This is a genomic window from Janthinobacterium sp. YR213 (genome assembly GCF_900099875.1).
In the GTDB taxonomy this organism is placed as follows: Bacteria; Pseudomonadota; Gammaproteobacteria; order Burkholderiales; family Burkholderiaceae_D; genus Janthinobacterium; species Janthinobacterium lividum.
On record NZ_FNDA01000007.1, the window covers coordinates 241,477 to 262,720 of the forward strand.

At 63.1% G+C, this 21,244-nt stretch carries 20 protein-coding genes and 1 pseudogene; 7 read left to right on the plus strand and 14 right to left on the minus strand.

Features of this window, described 5'->3' with window-relative positions; all coding sequences use genetic code 11:
- The first annotated feature begins 123 nt into the window (after positions 1-123).
- The gene (secA, locus tag BLT98_RS26395; RefSeq protein ID WP_092612985.1) at positions 124-2,892 is read left to right on the plus strand and encodes a preprotein translocase subunit SecA; all 2,769 of its coding nucleotides are present in this window, start codon (positions 124-126) and stop codon (positions 2,890-2,892) included.
- A 79-nt stretch (positions 2,893-2,971) separates the two neighbouring features.
- Here secA and BLT98_RS26400 read toward each other — a convergent pair whose 3' ends face one another.
- On the minus strand, positions 2,972-4,051 hold the full coding sequence (locus tag BLT98_RS26400) for an alpha/beta hydrolase (protein ID WP_170846505.1): 1,080 nt from the start codon (positions 4,049-4,051) through the stop codon (positions 2,972-2,974).
- Between the two features lie 505 nt (positions 4,052-4,556).
- Here BLT98_RS26400 and argJ point away from each other — a divergent pair.
- From argJ to BLT98_RS26425, 5 genes are all read left to right on the plus strand, one after another.
- On the plus strand, positions 4,557-5,795 hold the full coding sequence (argJ, locus tag BLT98_RS26405) for a bifunctional glutamate N-acetyltransferase/amino-acid acetyltransferase ArgJ (RefSeq protein ID WP_092612991.1): 1,239 nt from the start codon (positions 4,557-4,559) through the stop codon (positions 5,793-5,795).
- Positions 5,792-6,673, plus strand: coding sequence for an ATP-binding protein (locus BLT98_RS26410; protein WP_092612994.1), 882 nt, complete (start codon positions 5,792-5,794; stop codon positions 6,671-6,673). Before argJ ends, BLT98_RS26410 begins: the two co-directional genes overlap by 4 nt.
- Positions 6,670-7,092, plus strand: coding sequence for an NUDIX domain-containing protein (locus BLT98_RS26415; RefSeq protein ID WP_034784991.1), 423 nt, complete (start codon positions 6,670-6,672; stop codon positions 7,090-7,092). Before BLT98_RS26410 ends, BLT98_RS26415 begins: the two co-directional genes overlap by 4 nt.
- A 120-nt stretch (positions 7,093-7,212) precedes the next feature.
- A complete protein-coding gene (locus tag BLT98_RS26420) occupies positions 7,213-7,422 on the plus strand; it encodes a FitA-like ribbon-helix-helix domain-containing protein (RefSeq protein ID WP_034784992.1) in 210 nt (69 codons plus the stop codon).
- A 3-nt stretch (positions 7,423-7,425) separates the two neighbouring features.
- The gene (locus BLT98_RS26425; protein ID WP_092612997.1) at positions 7,426-7,842 is read left to right on the plus strand and encodes a PIN domain-containing protein; all 417 of its coding nucleotides are present in this window, start codon (positions 7,426-7,428) and stop codon (positions 7,840-7,842) included.
- A gap of 3 nt (positions 7,843-7,845) precedes the next feature.
- Here BLT98_RS26425 and yacG read toward each other — a convergent pair whose 3' ends face one another.
- The 7 genes and pseudogenes from yacG to BLT98_RS26460 form a co-directional block, all read right to left on the minus strand.
- Entirely contained in the window at positions 7,846-8,037 is a 192-nt protein-coding gene (yacG, locus tag BLT98_RS26430) for a DNA gyrase inhibitor YacG (RefSeq protein WP_034785391.1), read from the minus strand.
- A gap of 18 nt (positions 8,038-8,055) precedes the next feature.
- Positions 8,056-8,811, minus strand: coding sequence for a cell division protein ZapD (gene zapD, locus BLT98_RS26435; RefSeq protein ID WP_034748811.1), 756 nt, complete (start codon positions 8,809-8,811; stop codon positions 8,056-8,058).
- Positions 8,812-8,873: 62 nt separating this feature from the next.
- Positions 8,874-9,521 carry a dephospho-CoA kinase gene (gene coaE, locus BLT98_RS26440; RefSeq protein ID WP_092613000.1) on the minus strand — a complete coding sequence of 216 codons (648 nt, stop codon included), beginning with the start codon at positions 9,519-9,521 and terminating at the stop codon, positions 8,874-8,876.
- Between the two features lie 32 nt (positions 9,522-9,553).
- Positions 9,554-10,423 (minus strand): prepilin peptidase, encoded by an 870-nt coding sequence (locus tag BLT98_RS26445; protein ID WP_092613003.1) that lies wholly within the window; start codon positions 10,421-10,423, stop codon positions 9,554-9,556.
- A gap of 141 nt (positions 10,424-10,564) precedes the next feature.
- Positions 10,565-11,725 carry an acyltransferase family protein gene (locus BLT98_RS26450; RefSeq protein ID WP_092613006.1) on the minus strand — a complete coding sequence of 387 codons (1,161 nt, stop codon included), beginning with the start codon at positions 11,723-11,725 and terminating at the stop codon, positions 10,565-10,567.
- A 131-nt stretch (positions 11,726-11,856) separates the two neighbouring features.
- The gene (locus BLT98_RS26455) at positions 11,857-13,053 is read right to left on the minus strand and encodes a type II secretion system F family protein (RefSeq protein ID WP_092613009.1); all 1,197 of its coding nucleotides are present in this window, start codon (positions 13,051-13,053) and stop codon (positions 11,857-11,859) included.
- A gap of 151 nt (positions 13,054-13,204) precedes the next feature.
- A pseudogene (locus BLT98_RS26460) lies at positions 13,205-14,212 on the minus strand (MFS transporter); the annotation flags it as partial.
- A gap of 206 nt (positions 14,213-14,418) precedes the next feature.
- Here BLT98_RS26460 and BLT98_RS26465 point away from each other — a divergent pair.
- Positions 14,419-15,576: a hypothetical protein gene (locus BLT98_RS26465; RefSeq protein WP_092613012.1), complete on the plus strand. Its 1,158-nt coding sequence runs from the start codon at positions 14,419-14,421 to the stop codon at positions 15,574-15,576.
- A gap of 3 nt (positions 15,577-15,579) precedes the next feature.
- Here BLT98_RS26465 and BLT98_RS26470 read toward each other — a convergent pair whose 3' ends face one another.
- The 6 genes from BLT98_RS26470 to cobU are packed head-to-tail and all read right to left on the minus strand — an operon-like array spanning position 15,580 to position 21,237.
- On the minus strand, positions 15,580-17,034 hold the full coding sequence (locus tag BLT98_RS26470; RefSeq protein WP_244517718.1) for a cobyric acid synthase: 1,455 nt from the start codon (positions 17,032-17,034) through the stop codon (positions 15,580-15,582).
- Complete coding sequence (locus BLT98_RS26475; protein WP_092613015.1) at positions 17,031-17,840, minus strand: ABC transporter substrate-binding protein; 810 nt, start codon at positions 17,838-17,840, stop codon at positions 17,031-17,033. Before BLT98_RS26475 ends, BLT98_RS26470 begins: the two co-directional genes overlap by 4 nt.
- Positions 17,837-18,748, minus strand: a complete 912-nt coding sequence (locus BLT98_RS26480) for a cobalamin-binding protein (protein WP_070258891.1) — start codon at positions 18,746-18,748, stop codon at positions 17,837-17,839. The genes BLT98_RS26475 and BLT98_RS26480 overlap by 4 nt, the downstream gene beginning before the upstream one ends.
- Positions 18,745-19,731 (minus strand): threonine-phosphate decarboxylase CobD, encoded by a 987-nt coding sequence (gene cobD / locus BLT98_RS26485; protein WP_092613017.1) that lies wholly within the window; start codon positions 19,729-19,731, stop codon positions 18,745-18,747. The genes BLT98_RS26480 and cobD overlap by 4 nt, the downstream gene beginning before the upstream one ends.
- Positions 19,724-20,677, minus strand: a complete 954-nt coding sequence (gene cbiB, locus BLT98_RS26490) for an adenosylcobinamide-phosphate synthase CbiB (protein ID WP_092613020.1) — start codon at positions 20,675-20,677, stop codon at positions 19,724-19,726. Before cbiB ends, cobD begins: the two co-directional genes overlap by 8 nt.
- Positions 20,671-21,237 carry a bifunctional adenosylcobinamide kinase/adenosylcobinamide-phosphate guanylyltransferase gene (gene cobU / locus BLT98_RS26495; RefSeq protein WP_092613023.1) on the minus strand — a complete coding sequence of 189 codons (567 nt, stop codon included), beginning with the start codon at positions 21,235-21,237 and terminating at the stop codon, positions 20,671-20,673. Before cobU ends, cbiB begins: the two co-directional genes overlap by 7 nt.
- Positions 21,238-21,244: the final 7 nt, after the last annotated feature.

A 21,244-nucleotide genomic window follows, 5' to 3' on the forward strand; every position in this document is an offset into this window, starting at 1 on the left:
TGTCGGGAACGCATGATAAAATCATCGTCTTTTGCCATAGTCGAACTCCGTGCGGTGACGCGATTACTACCTCGTTGTTCCCTACCGAGCTTTTTTTAACGGCGTTTTTTCAAGAATTCAAGCATGTCATTACTGACCCAGATTTTCGGTAGCCGCAACCAGCGGCTGCTCAAGCAATACCAAAAAACGGTACGCGAGATCAATGCGCTCGAGCCGGCCATCGAAAAGCTGTCGGATGCCGAGCTGCAAGCGAAGACGCCTGCCTTCAAGGAACGCATCGCCGCTGGCGAATCGCTCGATGCCTTGTTGCCGGAAGCATTTGCCGTCTGCCGCGAGGCCAGCAAGCGCGTCCTGCGCATGCGCCATTTCGATGTGCAGATGATCGGCGGCATGGTCTTGCATTTCGGTAAGATCGCGGAGATGGGCACGGGCGAGGGCAAGACCCTGATGGCAACCTTGCCAGCCTACCTGAATGCCTTGTCGGGCAAGGGCGTGCATATCGTCACCGTCAATGATTACCTGGCACAGCGCGATGCCGAGACCATGGGTCGCCTGTATGCATGGCTGGGCCTGTCGACGGGCGTGAACATGTCGCAGATGGAGCACAGCGCCAAGCAGCAGGCGTACAACTCCGACATCACGTATGGCACCAACAATGAATTCGGTTTCGACTTCTTGCGCGACAACATGGTCTACGAAGCGCGCGAGCGCGTGCAGCGCAGCCTGAACTTCGGCATCGTCGATGAAGTCGACTCGATCCTGATCGATGAAGCGCGTACGCCGCTGATCATTTCGGGCCAGGCCGAGAACCATACGGACCTGTATCACAAGATCAATGAAGTGCCTGCGCGCCTGACGTTGCAGATCGGCGAAGAAACGCCGGACGGCAAGGGCAAGGTTGACGTGCCGGGCGACTATACCAAGGATGAAAAAGCGCACCAGGTGCTGCTGACGGAAGCCGGCCATGAAAAGGCGGAAGGCATCCTGATGGAAATGGGCCTGCTGCCGGAAGGCGCTTCGCTGTACGATTCGGCGAACATCACCCTCGTGCACCACCTGTATGCGGCCCTGCGCGCGCATGCGCTGTACTTCAAGGATCAGCACTATGTGGTGCAGAACAATGAAGTGGTGATCGTCGATGAATTCACGGGCCGTCTGATGACGGGCCGCCGCTGGTCCGATGGCTTGCACCAGGCCGTCGAAGCGAAAGAAGGCGTCAAGATCCAGAACGAGAACCAGACCCTGGCCTCGATCACCTTCCAGAACTACTTCCGCATGTACGCCAAGCTGGCCGGCATGACCGGCACGGCCGATACCGAAGCATACGAATTCCAGGAAATCTACGGCCTGGAAACGGTCGTGATCCCGCAAAACCGTCCGCTGCAGCGCAAGGACCGCCAGGATCAGGTCTACAAATCGTCGGCGGAAAAATACAACGCGATGTTGAACGACATCCGCGACTGCTACGAGCGCGGCCAGCCCGTGCTGGTGGGCACGACCTCGATCGAGAACTCGGAACTGCTGTCGGGCATCCTGACCAAGGCCGGTTTGCCGCACAACGTGCTGAACGCGAAGCAGCATGCCCGCGAAGCGGAAATCATCGCCCAGGCAGGCCGTCCGAAAGCCATCACCATCGCCACCAACATGGCAGGTCGCGGTACCGATATCGTGTTGGGCGGTAACGTCGAAAACCAGATCAAGTTCATCGAAGCCAATGCTGAACTGAGCGATGCCGACAAGGCAGCCCAGTCGCAGACCTTGCGCGATGAATGGCAATCCCTGCACGACCACGTGGTCAATGCGGGCGGCTTGCACATCATCGGCACCGAACGCCACGAATCGCGCCGCGTCGACAATCAGCTGCGTGGCCGTGCCGGCCGCCAGGGTGATCCGGGTTCGTCGCGCTTCTACCTGTCGCTCGACGACGCGCTGCTGCGCATCTTCGCCGGCGACCGCGTGCGCGCCGTGATGGACCGTTTGAAAATGCCGGAGGGCGAACCGATCGAGGCAGGCATCGTCTCGCGTTCGATCGAATCGGCCCAGCGCAAGGTTGAAGCGCGCAACTTCGACATCCGCAAGCAATTGCTGGAATACGATGACGTCGCCAACGACCAGCGCAAGGTCATCTACCAGCAGCGTAACGAGCTGCTGGAAACGACCGACATCTCGGAAATGATCGGCTCGCTGCGCCACGGCGTGTTCACCGACCTCGTGCACGAGTACGTGCCGCACGAATCGGTGGAAGAGCAGTGGGATATCAAGGGCCTGGAAAACACCCTGGCCAGCGAATGGCAGCTCGACTTGCCGCTGCAGCAAATGCTGGAAGCCGATTCGACCCTGACGGACGACGAGATCCTGGAAAAAGTGCTGGCCGCGGCCGATGCCGTGTACCAGTCGAAGATCGATATCGTCGGCAAGGAATCGTTTGGCGGCTTCGAACGCAATGTCATGCTGCAAAGCGTGGACAGCCACTGGCGCGAACATCTGGCGGCGCTCGATCACCTGCGCCAGGGTATTCACCTGCGCGGTTATGCGCAGAAGAACCCGAAACAGGAATACAAGCGCGAAGCGTTTGAACTGTTTGGCCAGATGCTCGACATGATCAAGAACGACGTCACGAAACACGTGATGACGGTACGCATCCAGTCGCGCGAAGAAGTCGATGCAGCCGAACAGGCAATGCAGCAGTCGCACGTGGAAAACGTGCACTACCAGCACGCTGAATTCGACCCGAACGCTGCGCCGGAAGAGCTGCTGGCGCCTGTGGCCGGCGGCAACATGGACAACGTCGACGACATGAGCGTGAGCATGGGCGTCAAGGTTGGCCGTAACGACCCATGCCCTTGCGGCAGCGGCAAGAAGTACAAAGCCTGTCATGGAAAATTGGCGTAAAGCCGGTTTGACAGCTTGAACAAGAACGGAGACCACGGTCTCCGTTTTTTTATGCCCGGATGTCTTGCGCGGTCCCGGCTCAGGGAAAGGCCCAGTATTGCGGCGCCTGAGCTGGAATGCCTTTCAATCCGCCACGGTTCCTTGCCCGTTGCCCCGTCTTGATCATGGTGGCGATATCGGTCAGCAAGACGCGGTTGCTGGCGAAGTAATCGTGCCCCATGAAGTTCATGATGACGGCCGAGGCATCGACGAGCTCCATGCCGGGGATGCTGACGATGGGGCCGCGGATGTCGCCTATCCTGTCCCAGTCGGCAAAATTGTAGGAAGCGCGGATGGCCTTGTCGTTCGCGGAAGCGTACAGGGTGGCAGGGAGTTTGAGGCTGGCAAAACGGGGGGCGATCTGGTCGCGGAAGACATCGGCATTGATGTCCGGCGCTGCCAGCACCACCTGCTTGAACAGGGGCAGCAGTTCGGGGCGTTTTTCCAGCAGGTTGGCCAGGGCCACGGTCATCGGGCGGTTGCCCATGCTGTGGGCGATGAGGTAGATATCGGTGGCGGACGAGTGCGCCGCGAAGTCGGCCAGGAAGGCTTGCAGGTGCACCTGCGTCCATTCGGCCGAATTCTGGTCGTATTCATAGCCGGCCAAGGTGCCTTTCGATGGCCAGCTGTAGAACACGGGCAGGGCGCCGATATCGAGGTCGACCGCCATCTGCGCCGTGCGCCGCGCGGCGTCGTCAAAGGAGTTGCTGTAGCCATGGATGTAGATGAAGGCGGCGTGCCGTTCCGGGGCGGTCTGTATCCTGGCCTTGACGGTGGCGAGAAAATCCGCGCGCGACAGGCGCGTGGCTTCCTTGATCAGCACATATTTTTGCGCATTGTCGCCGGACAGGATGGCGTACCAGGGCGGCAGCGGCAGTTCGCCCGGCGCTCTTTTTTCCGGGATACTGACGAGGACGCTGCCGTAGCTCAGGTGGGGCGCGGCGCGGTTGGGCTGCCAGCCATAGCTGTGGCTGCTGGCCTGGTATTGCCTGTCGGTGGCGTAGTACACGGTGACGTGCACGGCGCCGGCCGGCGGTGGATCGTTGCCAGGCTTGGCCATGCCGCTACTGCCCGTGAGCATGCCGCTGCTGCCGGTCAGGTTACCCAGGTTGCCGACCAAGCCGCCGATGCCTGACCATGAGCTGCTCCATGGAAAGGTTGGCGGTGGCCGTCGCACCCCGGTCGTGGGTGGAAATTCTGCGACTGGCGGCGTTTCAGCGGCCGGCGGCGCTGTGGATGCCAGATCGGTGGCGTGGCCAATGGCATGATCGGCCGCTTCACCTGGCAGCGTACAGGCCGTCAACGAGGCCAGCAGGCAAAACAGGAAGCATAAACACCATAGACGTAACGGGCGTGCCGAGCCTGAATCGCTGCGATGCATGCGGTGGGGTTTTCCGTGCGCCATGACATCCCCTCCCCGGGCGCTTGTGCGAGACGCGTGATCGTCGGTTCTTACACCTTAGCGCCGCCAGGCGGCGGCGTTCTGATAAATCGCAAGCCTGGTCATGTTGCCGACCGGCTTCGCGACTGCCCTGGCCGCCGCGACGATTCCCTTGCCGCATGTTCACCCGAGCCGCGAAGGCGCTACAATAGCGCTTCCCTTTTCCCTCGCAGAAGAAATCACCATGGCCGTCAATTCTCCCAAGCCCGTCGCCGCCGACTTGAAAGCCGTCGCCGGCATTGAAATCGGTGTTGCCGAAGCCGGCATCAAGAAACCCAACCGCAAGGATTTGCTGGTATTGAAACTGGCGCCGACGGCCACCGTGGCTGGCGTGTTCACCTTGAACCGCTTCTGCGCCGCGCCCGTGCAAATCTCGAAAGCCAACCTGGCCGCCGTGACGGCTGGCGCCGCGCCGATCCGCGCGCTGCTGGTCAACACGGGCAACGCGAATGCGGGAACGGGCGAATCGGGCCTGGCCGACGCGCAGGCCAGCTGCGCCGCGCTGGCCGAGCTGCTGGGCTGCACGCCGCAGCAAATCCTGCCGTTTTCCACCGGCGTGATCCTCGAACCCTTGCCTGTGCAGCGCCTGGTCGCCGGCTTGCCGCAAGCCGTGGCCGCGCTGACATCGGACAACTGGTTCTCGGCCGCCGAAGCCATCATGACTACCGACACGCAGCCGAAAGCCGGTTCGCGCACGGTCACCATCGGTGGCCACGCGGTCACCCTGACGGGCATCAGCAAGGGCGCCGGCATGATCAAGCCGAACATGGCCACCATGCTGGGTTTTCTCGCGTTTGACGCCACCGTGGCGCAACCGGTGCTGGACCAGCTGGTGAAACAGGCGGCCGACAAATCGTTCAACTGCATCACCATCGACGGCGACACGTCCACCAATGACTCGTTCATGCTGGTTGCCACGGGCGCAGGCAGCCTGGTGATCGATTCCATCGATTCGCCGCACTATGCTGAACTGGCCGCTGCCGTGACCGAACTGTCTACTTTTCTCGCGCAAGCCATCGTGCGCGACGGCGAAGGCGCGACCAAGTTCATGACCGTGAAGGTGGAAGATGGCCGCAACGTGGAAGAGTGCCGCAAGATCGCCTATTCCATCGCCCATTCGCCGCTGGTGAAAACGGCCTTCTTCGCCTCCGACCCGAACCTGGGCCGGATCCTGGCCGCCATCGGCTATGCGGGCGTGGACGACCTGGACGTGGGCCAATTGAACCTGTACCTGGACGACGTGTGGGTGGCCAAGAATGGCGGCCGCAACCCGGACTACCAGGAGCAGGATGGCCAGCGCGTGATGCAGCAAAGCGAAATCACCATCCGCGTCAAGCTGGCACGCGGCGATGCCACGGCCACCCTGTGGACGTGCGACCTGTCGCATGATTACGTGTCGATCAACGCCGACTACCGCTCATGACCAGCCTCGATCAATTCCTGATCCGCGCCGAGCGGGTGCTGGCGCGCCTCGAGTCGATCTTGCCGCCGGCCTTGCCGGCCACCGACTGGAACAGCTTTGCCTTCCGCTGGCGCCGGCGCCAGGGCGCGGCCAGCCATCTGCAGGCAGTGGCGCACGTATCGTCCATCGCTCTGGATGACTTGCACAATATCGGCACGCAAAAGGCGCAGATCGAGCAGAACACGCGCCAGTTCGTGGCCAGCCGTCCGGCCAACAACGTGCTGCTGACGGGCGCGCGCGGCACGGGCAAGTCCTCGCTGATCAAGGCTTGTCTGAACCAGTTCGCCGACCAGGGCCTGCGCCTGATCGAGGTGGACAAGGCGGACCTGGCCGACCTGCCCGACATCGTCGACCTGGTGGCGGCGCGCCCCGAGCGCTTCATCATCTTTTGCGACGACCTGTCGTTCGAGGAGGGCGAGAGCGGCTACAAGGCGCTGAAAGTGGCGCTCGACGGCAGCATCGCCGCGCAATCGGACAATGTGCTGATCTACGCCACCTCGAACCGCCGTCACCTGATGCCGGAACGGATGTCGGACAACACCAGCTACAAGACGGACGATGATGGCGACCTGCATCCGGGCGAGACGGTGGAAGAGAAAATCTCGCTGTCCGAACGCTTCGGCCTGTGGCTGTCGTTCTACCCGTTCAAGCAGGACGATTATCTCGATATCGCGGCGCACTGGCTCGCTTCGTTCGGCTGCACGCCGGAACAGATCGCCGCGGCGCGCGGCGACGCCCTGCGCTGGGCATTGCAGCGCGGTTCCCGTTCAGGCCGGGTGGCGTGGCAATTCGCGCGCGACTATGCTGGGAAACTACCTGCGGGAAAGTTGCCGCAATGAGCGAAGTGAAAGTCACACCGGTGGACGTCGCCGTCGGTATCCTGATGAAGCCGAATGGCGACGTGCTGCTGGGCCAACGCCCGGCCGGCAAGCCGTATGACGGCTATTGGGAGTTTCCTGGCGGTAAAGTGGAACCGGGCGAAGCCATTTTTGATGCCTTGAAACGCGAGTTTGTCGAGGAGCTGGGCTTGCATATCGATACTGCCGAAGCCTGGTGCGGCGTCGAATATGTGTATCCGCACGCCCATGTGCGCTTGCATTTCTATATCAGCCGCGAGTGGCGGGGCGAGCCGCAAAGCCTGGAAGGACAGGCGTTCGCCTGGCAAGGCACGGTCGGCGTGGAACCCTTGCTGCCGGCCACCATTCCCCTGCTGGAATGGCTCGACGAGGTACGCCGCGAATCGCTGGCGCCTGCCTGATCCCAACTTGTGCCAGCAGGCAGCAGCATGCTGCGTGCTGGCGCAAGCTTTCCTGTTACTTTCCTTGTATCGCGCGCGCTTTGCGCTACAGTGCTTTCATCACGCATTGGGGAGTCTCGCATGCCGCTGACACTGACCTTTACCGATACCGATGAATTGCTGATTGCCGCCTTGCACAAGCGTGCCCGCGCGCATGGACGCAGCATCGAGGACGAGCATCGCGACATCCTGCGCAGCGCCTTGCGGCCGCTGCCGAAGCGCCCGCTCGACGATATTCTGCGCGGCATGCCCGACGTGGGGCATGATGCGGATTTCGAGCGCCGCCCTTGAGCCATGCCCGCCTACCTGGTCGATACGGATGTGATCGTTGCAGGGCGCAAGGGCAGCGCTGCGCCGGCGGGCGTGCTCGATTTTTTTGAACGGGTGGTGCCGGAAATGCGCTATGTACCGGTGCAGGTGATTGCGCAACTGCGCGCAGGCATACAGCGCAGCTGGCGGCGCGAGGCGGCGCTGGAAGCACTGGCGCTGGAAGGCTGGCTGGAAGCCGTGCTGGCAGAATATGCACCGCGGCTGCTGGAATTCGACCTCGATTGCGCGCTCGTGTGCGCGCGCCTGCATGCGCGCGGCCACGCGCACGGCGTCGATGGGCAGATCGCGGCGATGGGCATCGCCTATGGCTTGACGGTGGTCAGTGGCAGGCTCGACAGTTTCGTGGCGCAAGGGCTGCGCCTGGAAAATCCGTTTCGCTGAGAATTATTGCGGCTTGTTGTCTTCGTCCGCGAGCGGATCTTCGAATGGGTCGGCGGCGGGGATCGTGTATTTCTCTTCGGCCCAGGCACCCAGGTCGATCTGCTTGCAGCGTTCCGAGCAGAAGGGGCGGTATTTGTTGGCTTCAGTCCATTCGACTTTGGCGGCACAGGTAGGGCAATTAACGACGGTCATGATGGGGCAAATAAGTAACAATTAAAAATTACAGAGCGTGAGCTCGAACGGAACATCTTCTTCCAGCGGCTTGGGTTTCAAGTCGCCACCCTGGGTGGTAAAGCGCACCCACAGCATATATTTGTTGGCGGAAATTTCCGGGATGGCGCCGCTGTTTTCATCCAGGCTCAGGCGCAGCATCTGGTACACCTTGCCTTGCAGCATTTGCTGGTAGCTGCCGCCATTGGCGATCAGTTTAACGGGTCCGCCGGAATCGCGCAGCAGGCGCAATACGAGGGCCAGCGCATCGAACAGGGGCGCCAGCGGGGCAAACCACGCGTGGATATCGGTCAGGCGCTGCTCGGAGCTGCGTTTTTGCCAGGCAAAGTAGGACGGCAAGTCGAATTCGCAGGCGCCGCCCGGGATGATGGTGCGGCCGCGGATGCTCATCAGCCATTCATTGTCGCGGATATTCTGGCCCGTCTTGCCCTGCGCCGCCACCAGGGCGCCACTGACGCTGTCGAGTTCGCCCAAGATGGCATCGAGGGTTTCCGGCTCCACATTTGGATTGCTGCGGTAGCCGAGCAGGCTTTGGCGCTGGCGCTCGAGTTCCTGCAGCAGGTCGGACTTCAGGTCGGCGCGGCCGGCCACTTCGAGCATATCGAAAATAGTTGCCAAGGCAACATGATGCTGCATTGCATGCTCTTGCTGGATGAAGAACTTGAATTTGTCGTACAGGTCTTCCAGCCGCAACAAGGTACGTATGCGTTCGTTGAAAGGGTATTCGTAGACAATCAAAATAATTCCCTTAAGTAAGGACCTGCAAACAATCCCGTGATTTTGAACCAAGCGTCGACAAATTACAAACGTTGCGGCCCGATTCCGGCCATTCTTTTTGAAAATGCCAGATATAAATCGTGCAACTGGGCAATCTGCGGCGCCAGGGCGGCCAAATCGCCATTATTGTCGATCACATCGTCCGCCGCCGCCAGGCGCATGGCGCGCGTCGCCTGCGTGGCCATGATGGATTTGACTTGTTCTTCCGATAAGCCATTGCGCGCCATCACGCGCGACACTTGCAGGCTTTCCAGGCAATCGATGACGAGAACCCGGTTGACCCGCTCCACCCATCCGCCGGACTCGACGAGCAGGGGCACGGCAAAGATCACGTAGCTGCCTGTCGCTTCGGCGGCCGCCGCCAGGGTCGCCTGGCGGATGCGCGGATGCAGGATGGCTTCCAGTTTCGCCTTGGCGGCGGCATCGGAAAACACGAGGTTGCGCATTCTGGTGCGGTCGAGGGCACCGCGCGCATCGGCGTAGTCGGGGCCAAATTCCGCCACCAGGGCTGGCATGGCTGCGCCATTTTGCGCCGTCAGGCTGTGCGCGATCTGGTCGGTATCGACGATGGAGGCGCCGTGCGCGGCGAACAGGTCGGCCACCGTGCTCTTGCCGCAACCGATGCCGCCGGTGAGACCCACGCTGAAATAAGGGACGTTTTGTCTTTGCATGTATTTATCCATAGGGGGCAGTGCTGCGCCGGTCAGCCAATCAGGTCTAGCGTGAGGCGGGACAGGGGCGTACCATACAGCAAGGCGATCAGGCCTGCCGCAGCCAGGTAGGGGCCGAACGGAATCGGTTTGTCGCGCCCGCGCTTGGCAAACACGATCAGCCCGATGCCGACCACGGCGCCGACCAGCGATGACAATAAGATGATCGTCGGCAGCATCGTCCAGCCCAGCCACGCACCAAGCGCCGCCAGCAATTTGAAGTCACCATAGCCCATTCCCTCCTTGCCTGTCGCCAGTTTGAAGGCCCAGTACACGCCCCACAGGGCCAGGTAGCCGGCGGCCGCGCCGATGACGGCGTCTTGCAGGGGCACGAAAGTGCCATTGATATTGACCAGCAGGCCCGCCCACAGCAGGGGAAAGGTGAGATCGTCGGGCAGCATTTGCGTATCGGCGTCGATGAAGGTCATGGCGATCAGCAGCCAGGCAAACACGAGGGTGGCGAGACCCGTCCAGCCGCTGCCGAAGTGCCAGACCAGAAGGGCCGACAGGGCGCCCGTCAGCAGTTCGACCAGCGGATAGCGCACGGAGATCGGTGCCTGGCAGGCGCTGCATTTGCCGCGCAGCAGCAGGTAACTGATGACGGGGATGTTTTCCATGGCCGTGATGCGGTGGCCGCAAGCGGTGCAGTTCGAGTGCGGCAGCATCAGGTTGTAGCGGTCCGTGTGCGGCAAGGGCAAGCCGCTTTCTTCCGCCACGTAATTATCGGATTCGCGCTGCATCATTTTCGGCACGCGGTGGATCACCACGTTGAGGAAGCTACCGACGATCAGGCCGAACAGGGCGGCGACGAGGGCGACGGGCAGGTTGCCGGGCGCCGCGAACAGCAGGGTATCTGGAGGCATTATCTTTATCGCCAATGTGGCGTGGGCAAGCACAGGTTTATGGCTCGCGACGCTGGCCATGGCGGGGCCGGTGTCGCGAGCCAGGAGAGTATAGTGTATCTGCCATCTTACGCTGGACGAGCATGTCGGCGGCGCGGTTGACTACTCTTTCGTGACGGCGGCGGCATGGCTGTCCTGTTCGCGCGGCCGCGGTTTTTGCTGTTCGACCTGCAGTGCCAGCAGTTTGTTGCGCATGGATTCCGAAAGCATTTTTTCCAGGTAGCGATGTACTACGGCCGCGACCGAAATCGCCGTTACGGTGATCATGAAGATATAGCCCCATGAGTGCGTATGTGCTTCCATGTCCAGCTTGAGCATGGCCAGGCCGAAATAGTGATGGGTAATCGTATGGCTGAGGTACAGCGAGAAGGAAATCGAACCCAGCCACACCAGCCAGCGGGGGGCGGGGATCTTGACGGTCTTGCTGGCGATGGCCATGACGAGTACGGTCAATGCCAGCGGGCCACCCCATTTGCTAGGGCCGTGGAAATCCACTACGCGCGAGTAGCCGAGCCAGATGGTCAACGCGATGCTCAGTCCGAGTAGGTGATAGGCGATGGCGGGATTCCTGATCCTGGCCCAGTCCTGCAGGTACAACAATCCGATGGCGGCACCTGCCAGGAACTCGAAAATAATCGGATTGCTCATCAAATTGAAATAGACAAAGGAATAAGACAGGTTTCTGGTGGCATCATAGGCTGACAAGGCCGGATTGTGCAGCATGGGAATCAGCAATACGGTGGCGATCATCCAGGCGAACAGCGCGAGCCAGCGCCATTGTTTGAAACAGAGCGAGGCGCAGAAGATGGCATAAAAATACATCTCGAATTCCAGGGTCCAGCCCAAGGGCAATGCCGCGCCAAAATAGGGAGGATTGTCGATAGTGACAGGAATGAAGAAGATGCTTTTTAAAAATAGAATGACATTGTCATAGGAACTGAAATATGCGGTGACGTCTTGCGTTGCCGCTATCCACCAGAAGGTGATGATGGCGTAGACTGGCCACACGCGCGCAAAGCGCTTGATGGCGAAGGTTTTGGCGTAGGCCAGGCTGCCATCCGAATTGCGCGTTGAATACGCCATGATGAAGCCGCTGATGATGAAGAACAGATCGACGCCCATCGCGCCCGGCCTGAGTATTTCATCGGCCTTTTCCCAATTGGCCGTGTTGAGCATGAAGTAGCGGGCATGCGTCAGGACCACCAGGGTGGCAGCAATTCCCCTGAGCGCTTCAAGCCAGTCCAGTTTATTGTGATTTTTCATGAATTAAGACATGGCTCGTTCATTAACGGTGTGAGGTTGCGACGAAGTCTGACCCGGCAGGCAATACCTGTCAACGCGGTAATTTCTTTTTTCTGGCTAATGGGCGTTTTAAGGGAGGTGCTGGCTGTTGCCTAGATCACCGCGCCCAGCTTGAAAATCGGCAAATACAGGGCGATCACGAGGGAGCCTACCAGTACGCCCAGCACCACCATCAGCGCCGGCTCCAGCAGCGTGGAAAGGGTGGCGACCGTGGCGTCGATATCGGCCTCGATGATATCGGCCGCGCGCGACAGCATGGCGTCGAGCGCGCCCGATTCCTCGCCGATCAGGGCCAGCTGCGTCAGCAAGGGCGGGAACACGCCGCTGTGTTCCATGGCCAGGGCCAGGCTGCCGCCGGCGCGGATTTCGCGTTCGATGCGTGCCGTCGCTTCCTGGTACAGCGTGTGGCCGGAGGCGGCGCCCACCAGGCTGAGCGAGTCGAGCAGCGGCACGCCGGCGGCGAACATGGCAGCCAAGGTGCGCGTCCAGCGGGCGATTGCCGCCTTGCGCAGGAGAGGACCGAACACGGGCAGGCGCAAGGCCCGCAGTTGGATGTTGCGCCGCCACGCGGGATAGCGGCGCCAGGCCAGGTGCAGCAGCAGGCAGGCCAGCAGCAGCGCCGCCAGCAAGGCCAGCCAGTAGCGGACAACAAAGGCGGACAAGCCCATGACGACCAGGGTGGGCAGCGGCAAGGGCGCGCCAAAGCTGTCGAAGACCTGGCGGAAAGCGGGGACGACCACGCTCATGATGATGGCCGTGACGACGATGGCGACGAGCACGATGACCAGCGGATACATCAGTGCGCCGCGCACCTGCCGCCGCAGGGCGATGGCCTTTTCCTGGTGCGTGGCCAGGCGCGCCAGCAAATCCTGCACGATGCCGGCCTGTTCGCCTGCCGCCAGCAGGTTGCAGTACAGCTCGTCGAACAGCAGCGGGAACTGGCGGAATGCCTGCTGCAGGCTGCTGCCCGCTTCGATGTCGTGGCGCAAGTCGCGCATCAGCTCCGTGACCGCAGGTTTGGCGTGCCCCTTGCCGGCGATATCGAAGGCGTGCAGCAGCGGCACGCCGGCCGCCATCATGGTCGACAACTGGCGCGTGAACAGGGCGATATCCTTGCGCGTGATGGCCTTGCCGGGCGCGGCGCGTTCCGCCTGCACCCGGGTGGCCAGGATACCCTCGCGTCTCAGCGCGACCTTGGCGGCGCTGGCGTCGGCAGCGCGCAAGACGCCATCGACCGCCCTGCCATGGCGGTCCGTACCCTTCCACGCAAAGCGCCGCTCGGCCGCCATGTGCACCTCCTGCCGTCACGGTAGCAGGGCCGGGCAAAAGCACCAGCGGCGCTGGCGGCAAGCTTGATGTGGCTCAGCCTTTTGTGGTTTGCACTTCCGTCTGCACAACGGCCTGTGCCGTCACGTCGGCCGCATCCTCCTCGTCGCTGTCCAGCACGGTGTTGACGATCAGTACCTGGCGGTAGCCGAAGCGGGCCAGCACGCGCGCGGAAATGAATTTCATGCCCATGGCGGCCGCGGCCGACGGCATCATCAGCAAGCCCGATTGCCAGGCGGGCAAGCCCAGGCCCAGCTGGTACAGCAGCGGCAACAGGAAGGGCAGGCCGCCCACGCCCAGGCGCGTGACGAAGCCGCCCACCACGGAGACGCGGAAGGTGCGGATCTTGAACAGGGTCAGGCGCAGCAGCGGGTGCAGCACTTCGCTCGAATGCCAGACGTACGCGGCCAGCAGGCTGATGGAAATGAACAGCAGCACGGCAAACGAGGTGCCGTCGATGCGGTGTTCGCCGAAGATTTCCAGCAGCCACGACAGCAGCGCGATGCCCGTGCCGAACAGCACCAGGCCGATCAGGTCCAGCGGACGGGGCTTGTCGCCATAGTAATCGGGCATGTAGCGGTGCGCCAGGTACAGCGCCACCAGGCCGACAGGCACGTTGACGAAGAAAATCTCGCGCCACGACAGCCAGTGCACGATCAGCCCGCCCACCGTGGGCCCCAGCAGGGGACCGATCAGGGCCGGGATGATGACGAAATTCATGGCCGCCAGCAATTGCGATTTGGGAAAGGTGCGGATGATGGTGAGCCTGCCTACCGGCATCATCATGGCCGCACCCACCCCTTGCAGCAGGCGCGCAGCCACCAGCATGGGCGCATTCACGGACAGGCCGCACAGGATGGAGGCGATGGTAAAGATGGCGACAGCGGCGGAAAACACGCGCCGTGTGCCGAAGCGGTCGGCCATCCAGCCGCTGATGGGAATGCACACGGCCAGGCTCAGGATGTAGCTCGTGACGACGGCCTTCAGGCTCAGTGGCGTCACGTTGAGGCTGGCGGCCATGGAAGGGATGGCGGTGTTGACGATGGTGGAGTCAAGTTGCTCCATGAACAGGGCGGTGGCGACCACCCAGGGAAGGTAGCTTTTGATCGGGGAACTGGTCATGGATGTGAGCCTGAGGAGGAGAAACGGAGCCGACAGTACGGTGAATTGTCACATAAATGGCGCAGGCGTGCCGCCCGCGCCGTGCATTTTGGCAGCGTGCCGGGGGCATCGTCCATGGAACATTTGTTCCATGGCAATAGACAGCGGGCAAGGCTAGCATGTGTTTTCTGGCAGTTCCGGCCTCCTTTCCTCGAAAGTCACATCACATGAAAAATGCATTTACGTTCCTCGTCCTGGGCGCGGCCCTGTCCGCATGCGGTGGCGGCAGTGATGGCGGCGCGCCGGAAGCGCCCATCACGCCGCCTGTCGTCGTCACGCCCGCCGTCCCCCCCGCCGACAGCGTGACGGTGGCGTCCGCCGCCGTGGCCAAAGAGGCGGGCTTGAGCGTCATTGCCGGCGCCAGCGCCGATGAAAGCGTGTATGACGTGGCTGCCGATATCGGCGACACCTGGCGCATCACGTTTGACCATGTCAAGAAAACCTACGCCATCCGCGTGCTGTCGACGCAGTTCGGCTTGAGCGACCGCAGCGGCACGTTTACCGCATCCAGCAGCGGCAATCTCACTATTTACACGGCAACGGATTTCAGCGTCGCCGTCGATGCGCGGACGCGTCTCCTGTCGGGCAATATCAAATTGGGTAATATGGTCTCGACCGTCAGCGGCACCGGCTATGCGGTGGGTGACGTGGCCAAACTGGCCGGCAGCTATATTTTCCTGGGCGCCATGCGCAATGCCTCGAACGGCGGTGACCGTTTCAATCCGAAAGGCAGTCTCAAGATCTCCGCCGACGGCGCGGCCCAACTGTGCAATGGCGGCGTGTTCAGTGCGCAAGGCGTGTGCTCTGCGGTATCGCCGCAGCTGGAAGCGGAAAACGCCAGCCTGACCCTGGTCAAGGATGCGAAGAACGGCTTGCTCGTCGCCCGCCAGGGCGGCCAGGACTTCGGCATCGTGCACGTGCATGCGGGGGATCGGGGGCTGGCGCTGTTCATCGACCGCTACAGCCGCAACCAGGAAAATGTCCTGCGCGTGGGCACCATCGTCGCCGCCAAACAGCAGAAGATCGGCACGGAAATCAATGGCAGCTATGCCTGTGCGGCGCAGGGTGGCGCGACGGGCAAGATCGACATCGCCGGCAATGTGGCGACCATCACAAATAACGGCACGGGCAAGGTGCACGCGGAAAACGTGACCTTGAACAAGCTGGGCCTGGGTGCCCAGGCCGTCGATTTCGATGGCATCGCCGTGTTCAAGGATCCGGCCGACGTGCCGGCCGATTATTCGATGTTCATGCCGCTGTCGTCGAGCATGGCGGTCGAGTTTTCGACCGACCGCTCCTTCCTGACGACGTGTCTGAAAAAGTAAGGTCTAGCGCGGGAGCGCGTCGAGCGCGGCCAGCAGCGGAAGCGCCGCGTCGGCGATGCGCTCCAGGCTGGCCTCTCGCAGGGCGGCCGTGTCCACCGTGTGGCCGGAATCCAGCCCCGCCCAGCGCAGCAGCGCCGAACATGCGGCGGGTGTGTCGAACATGCCGTGCAAATAGCTGCCGAGGATTTGACCGTCGCCCGACACGGCCCCTTCCGGCCGCCCATCGATGACAAAGGCCGGCTGTGCCAGCGCCGCGCCATGCGAGACACCCATGTGGATTTCATAGCCTCCCACGGGCGCATCGGCCGCGCCGGCAAACGCGCAGTGGCCGCGCACCTGCTCCAGCCGCTTGTCGCTCGTCAGCTCCGTCACCATGTCGAGCAGGCCCAGTGCCTTTGACTCTCCCGCCGCACCTTCCACGCCCAGCGGATCGCACACGCTTTGCCCCAGCATTTGGAAGCCGCCGCAGATGCCGAGCATCTTGCCGCCATAGCGCAGGTGTTTCGCCAGGTAGGCGGGCCAGCCTTGCTGCTGCAGCCAGGCCAGGTCGCCACGCGTGTTCTTGCTGCCCGGCAGGATCACCAGGTCGGCCGCTGGAATCGGCTGCCCATGCTGGACGAATTGCAGGTCGATATCGGGGTGGACGCGCAGCGCGTCAAAGTCCGTGTGGTTGCTGATGCGCGGCAGTTGCGGCACCACCACCTTGAAGGCGCCGCGTTCCGCCTGCATCGCTTCGACGGCGTCCTCCGCATCGAGGAACAGGCCTTGCAGGTAGGGCAGCACGGCCAGCACGGGTTTGCCCGTCTGCTGTTCCAGCCATTCGATGCCGGGTTGTAGTAGCGAGATGTCGCCGCGGAAGCGGTTGATGACGAAGCCAAGGATGCGCGCCCGTTCGCTGTCGGACAGGCAGGCCAGGGTGCCGATGATGTGGGCGAAGACGCCGCCCCGGTCGATGTCGGCCACCAGGATCACGGGACAGTCGACGGCTTCCGCAAAGCCCATATTGGCGATGTCGCGCGCGCGCAGGTTGACTTCGGCGGGGCTGCCCGCGCCTTCGACGACGACGGCGTCGTATTGCTGGCGCAAGCGCGTGTAGGATTCCAGCACGGCGCCCATGGCGATGGTTTTATATTGCTGGTAGTCGCGCGCATCCATCTCGGCGCGCACCTTGCCGTGGATGATCACTTGCGCACCCGTGTTCGACGACGGTTTCAAGAGCACTGGGTTCATATCCGTGTGCGGCGCGATGCCGCAGGCCAGCGCTTGCAGGGCTTGCGCGCGGCCGATCTCGCCGCCGTCGCTCGTCACGGCGCTGTTCAAGGCCATGTTTTGCGGCTTGAACGGCGCCACCGTCACGCCACGGCGTTTCAACAATCGGCACAGGGCCGCGACGACGGTGCTCTTGCCCGCGTCGGACGTCGTGCCCTGCACCATCAGGGCGGGGAAGGGACTCTTCATGCCTGCTGCTCTTTCTGATTCTCCTGCCATTGCGCGATGATGTCGCTGATCTGGCGCAGTCCCTCCGTGATGGCGGCCGGACCGGGAGAAAGTATGTCGGGCGATTTGATCTCGAACAGCATGTCATTGCGTACTGCGGGAATCGCATCCCAGCCCGGACGTGCCGTCAGCTGCGCCGGCTGGAACTTCTTGCCGCACCAGGTGGCGATGATGATGTCGGGAGCGCGCCGCACCACGGTCAAAGGATCGGCGATGATGCGCTCTTTTGCACCCGGATGCGCGGACAACTCCGGGAAGGCGTCCGTGCCGCCGGCGATGCCGATCAATTCGGCCGCCCAGCCGATGCCGCTCATCAGGGGATCGTTCCACTCTTCAAAGTAGATCACGGGCTTGCGTGTCCAGGCTGCGGCGCGGGCCCGGGCGGCGGCGATGTCCGCGCGCAGGCTGGCGATCAGTGCGCGTCCCGCTTCCTCGCGCCGCACCAGTGCGGCCAGCACGGCGATCATGCGCAGGATGCCCTCCACCGTGCGCTGGTTAAACTGGTGCACTTCGATACCGGCCTTGACCAGGTCGCGGCAGATATCGGCCTGCATGTCGCAAAAACCGATCACGAGGTCGGGCTGGACGGCCAGGATGCGCTCCAGGCTCGAGGAGGAAAAGCCGCTGATTTTGGTTTTTTCCTCGCGCGCCCGTGGTGGGCGCACGGTAAAGCCGGAAATGCCCGCGATGACGTCTTCCGCGCCCAGCGCGTACAGTGTCTCCACGGCTTCCGTCGACAGGCACGCGATGCGCTGGTAGTGGCTCATGGCGTTGCCTTGGCTGCGGGAGCGTTGCGGCGCTGGCGGGCCGCTTCCAGCTGTTCGCACATGGCGGCCGTGCCTTCGATCATGCGCGGGCCGGCGCGGTTCAGCAGGTCGCCATTCAGGCGGAACAGGTTATTCCGGCGCACGGCCGTCATCGACGGGAAGGCGCGCCACATGGCCAGGCCGCCTTCGCTGCGCGGATCGCTTTTTTCGCTGGTGCCGAAGATGACTTCCGGATCTTCCTGCAGCACGCCTTCCGGGGTGACGACGGGCGCCACCACCTTCATCGCGGCAAAGACATTCTGGCCGCCGCACACGCGCATGGAATCGCTGATGATGCTCGCGCCGCTCAAGGTATACAAGGGTTTGTCCCATACCTGGTAAAACACGCGCACGGGCGGACGCTGCGCATACCGGGCCGTCAGGCTGGCCAGTTTGGCGCGCAGCTGCGCGGCGGCCGGTTTGGCGGTTTTTTCCGTGCCCATTAATTGCCCCAGGCGCTCCATGCTGTCGGGGATATCGGCCAGCTTGCGCGGTTCGCTGTGATAGATCGGCACCTTCAGCTGGCGCAGCATGGCGATCTGGCGCTCGGCGCTGCCGTGCATCCACACGACGATCAGGTCCGGCTTCATGGCGATGATGCGCTCCATGTCGTACTGGCGGTTGTCGCCCACTTGCGTGATCTTCTTTGCCGCTTCCGGGTAGTCGCTATAGCTGACGACACCGGCGATCTTCTCGCCGCCGCCGGCCGCGAACAGCAGTTCCGTCACGTGCGGCGCTAGCGCCAGGATGCGCTGTGCCGGTTTTTCCACGGTGACGGTATTCCCGTCATCGTCGCGCACGGTGATGGCGGCATGCGCCTGCAGCGAGACCAGTCCGGCCAGCAGCAGCGATATTTTCAGGATTTTCATGTGTGCTTCCATGCGGTGAGGGCCTGCTGCAGGCGCAGCCAGGCGTGTTCGTCGGGGGGCAGGCCCAGGCGGATGCCGTGGGCCGCGTTGCGGAACAGGCGTACCCAGATGCCTGATTCTGCCATGTGCTGCCAGAACGCTTCGGCGCGCGTGTCCGGCCACCATTGAAACAGCGCCGTGCCGCTGCTGGCGATGCCGTGCGCGGCCAATAGCTGTTGCAAACGGGCGCCTTCGCCGCGCAGACGCTCGCGCATCGCTTCCTGCCAGTGCGTGTCGTTCAAGGCGGCCAGCGCCACTTGCTGCGCCGGGCCGCTGACGGTCCACGGGCCCAGCATATCGGCCAGTTGTACCAGCAGTGCGGGATGGGCGGCGACAAAGCCCAGGCGCAGTCCCGCCAGGCCAAAGAATTTGCCGATGGAGCGCAGCACGATCAGGCCAGGCTGGCCCGAGTGCGGCCCCAGGCTGGCGTGTGTTTCCGTGTCGCCAAACGCTTCATCGACCACCAGCCAGCCGCCGCGCGCGGCCAATTTGCCAGCCCATTCCAGCAGCAGTGCGGGGGCGATGCGTTCGCCCGTGGGATTGTTCGGGTTGCAGATGACCAGCACGTCGCAGTGGTCGACGGCATCGGCCAGCCGCGCATATGGCACTTGGTGTAATGCGTGGCCGTGCTGGCGCCAGTGGTGCGCATGTTCCGCATACGACGGCGCGGCCACCACCACGCGCGACGGCGCGCGTAGCCGGGGCAGGGCCTGGATGGCGGCCTGCGTGCCGGCGACCGGCAGCATGGCGGGTGCGTTGTAATACGCGCAGGCGGCAGCGGCCAGCGCGGGATCGGCTTCCGGCAGCCGGTGCCAGGCGTTGGCGCCGGGTGCCGGCGCTGCATACCAGTGCGGATTGATGCCGGTCGACAGGTCGATCCAGTCGGCGATGGGCCGTCCGTACTCGCGCGCGGCGTCGCGCAGGTTGCCGCCATGTTCAAGCAAGGTATTTCCCCTTCAGGTAGAACAGGCCCGCCAGCAGCGCCACCCAGATCAGCCACAACACGGCCGTCTCGGCCACCAGGCGCCAGGCGCGGTCGATGTCGCGCGCTTCGGCGGGACGGCCGGCGCCCAGCGGCGGGCGGCGTTCCAGTTCGCCATCGTAGATGGCGTCGCCGCCGAGGGCCAGGCCCAGGGTGCCGGCGCCGCTGGCCATCACGGGACCCGCGTTCGGACTGCCCCAGTTTGGGGCCTGCGTGCGCCAGCACTGCCAGGCGCGCTTCTTGTCCGCCATGCTCTTGCCCAGCAAGACATAGGACAGGGCCGTCAGGCGCGCCGGCAGATAATTGAGGATGTCGTCGATGCGCGCGGCGCAGCAGCCGAACCAGTCGTAGCGTTCGTTGCGGTAGCCCCACATGGCGTCGAGGGTATTGGCCAGCCTGAATAGGACTGCGCCGGGGCCGCCCGCCACGGCAAACCAGAACAGGGTGCCGAAGACGGCATCGTTGCCGTTTTCCAGCAGGGATTCCGTGCTGGCCTTGGCCAGGCTGGCCGCATCGGCGTTGGCCGTGTCGCGGCTGACGATGCGCGCCGTCAGCAGGCGCGCGTTGTCCAGGTCATCGATGAGCAGGGCATCGGCAATCGGTTGATTGTGGTCGCGCAGGCTGCGCAGGCCCAGACATAGATACAGCAGGAAGACGTGGAGGGCGGCACCCGCCAGGCCGCACAGCCAGTAGGCGGCATAGCTGATGGGCAGCACGGCCAGCCACCATGCCAGCATGCCGCGCATAAAACGTGCGCGGCCCCGGTTCAGCAGGCGTTCCAGTGTGCTGGCGATGCGGCCAAAGCCGACCAGTGGATGCCAGCGGCGCGTTTCTCCCAGCAGCATGTCGAGCAGCACGCCGGCCGTCATCAAGGCGGCCAGCATGGGCAGCGACAAGCCGCTCAGCATGGGCCGCCTTTCAGGTACAGCGGCAGGCCGGCGGCGACAAAGACAGCCTTGTCGCACACGGCCGCCACGGCCTGGTTCAAGCGGCCCGCCTCGTCGGTGAAGCAGCGCGAGATGGCGCCATACGGCACGATGCTCATACCCACTTCGTTCGATACGAGAACGAGGTCGCAGTCGGTGTCGCCGATTTCGGCCAGCGCGTACAGCAGGTGCGCGCGCTCGCTGTGGAACATTTCGGGCAGGATGATATCGCCCACGTCCGGATATGTCTCGCCGCTGGAAAACATCAGATTCGTCAGCCACAGGGTCAGGCAGTCGACCAGCAGCAGACGGCCGGACCGTGCTTCCCGCAGGATGGCGTCGCCCAGGCGCAGCGGTTCTTCCAGGGTTGTCCACTCGGCCGGGCGCTGTGCGCGGTGATGCCTGACGCGCGTGGCCATTTCAGCATCGCCCGCCTGCGCGGTGGCGAGGTAGATCACTTCCTTGCCGGATTCGCGGGCCAGCATTTCCGCATGGGCGCTCTTGCCGGAACGGGCGCCGCCGAAGACCAGGGTGCGCGTCATGGCGCTG

Coding starts and splice junctions, on each gene's coding strand:
- BLT98_RS26465 (WP_092613012.1), top strand. CDS start 14,419: ATGAAAAATGCATTTACGTTCCTCGTCCTGGGCGCGGCCCTGTCCGCA.
- cobU (WP_092613023.1), bottom strand. CDS start 21,237: ATGACGCGCACCCTGGTCTTCGGCGGCGCCCGTTCCGGCAAGAGCGCC.
- BLT98_RS26470 (WP_244517718.1), bottom strand. CDS start 17,034: ATGAAGAGTCCCTTCCCCGCCCTGATGGTGCAGGGCACGACGTCCGAC.
- BLT98_RS26475 (WP_092613015.1), bottom strand. CDS start 17,840: ATGAGCCACTACCAGCGCATCGCGTGCCTGTCGACGGAAGCCGTGGAG.
- BLT98_RS26415 (WP_034784991.1), top strand. CDS start 6,670: ATGAGCGAAGTGAAAGTCACACCGGTGGACGTCGCCGTCGGTATCCTG.
- BLT98_RS26425 (WP_092612997.1), top strand. CDS start 7,426: ATGCCCGCCTACCTGGTCGATACGGATGTGATCGTTGCAGGGCGCAAG.
- BLT98_RS26450 (WP_092613006.1), bottom strand. CDS start 11,725: ATGAAAAATCACAATAAACTGGACTGGCTTGAAGCGCTCAGGGGAATT.
- cbiB (WP_092613020.1), bottom strand. CDS start 20,677: ATGCTGAGCGGCTTGTCGCTGCCCATGCTGGCCGCCTTGATGACGGCC.
- BLT98_RS26445 (WP_092613003.1), bottom strand. CDS start 10,423: ATGCCTCCAGATACCCTGCTGTTCGCGGCGCCCGGCAACCTGCCCGTC.
- BLT98_RS26455 (WP_092613009.1), bottom strand. CDS start 13,053: ATGGCGGCCGAGCGGCGCTTTGCGTGGAAGGGTACGGACCGCCATGGC.
- coaE (WP_092613000.1), bottom strand. CDS start 9,521: ATGCAAAGACAAAACGTCCCTTATTTCAGCGTGGGTCTCACCGGCGGC.
- BLT98_RS26480 (WP_070258891.1), bottom strand. CDS start 18,748: ATGAAAATCCTGAAAATATCGCTGCTGCTGGCCGGACTGGTCTCGCTG.
- BLT98_RS26410 (WP_092612994.1), top strand. CDS start 5,792: ATGACCAGCCTCGATCAATTCCTGATCCGCGCCGAGCGGGTGCTGGCG.
- secA (WP_092612985.1), top strand. CDS start 124: ATGTCATTACTGACCCAGATTTTCGGTAGCCGCAACCAGCGGCTGCTC.
- argJ (WP_092612991.1), top strand. CDS start 4,557: ATGGCCGTCAATTCTCCCAAGCCCGTCGCCGCCGACTTGAAAGCCGTC.
- BLT98_RS26420 (WP_034784992.1), top strand. CDS start 7,213: ATGCCGCTGACACTGACCTTTACCGATACCGATGAATTGCTGATTGCC.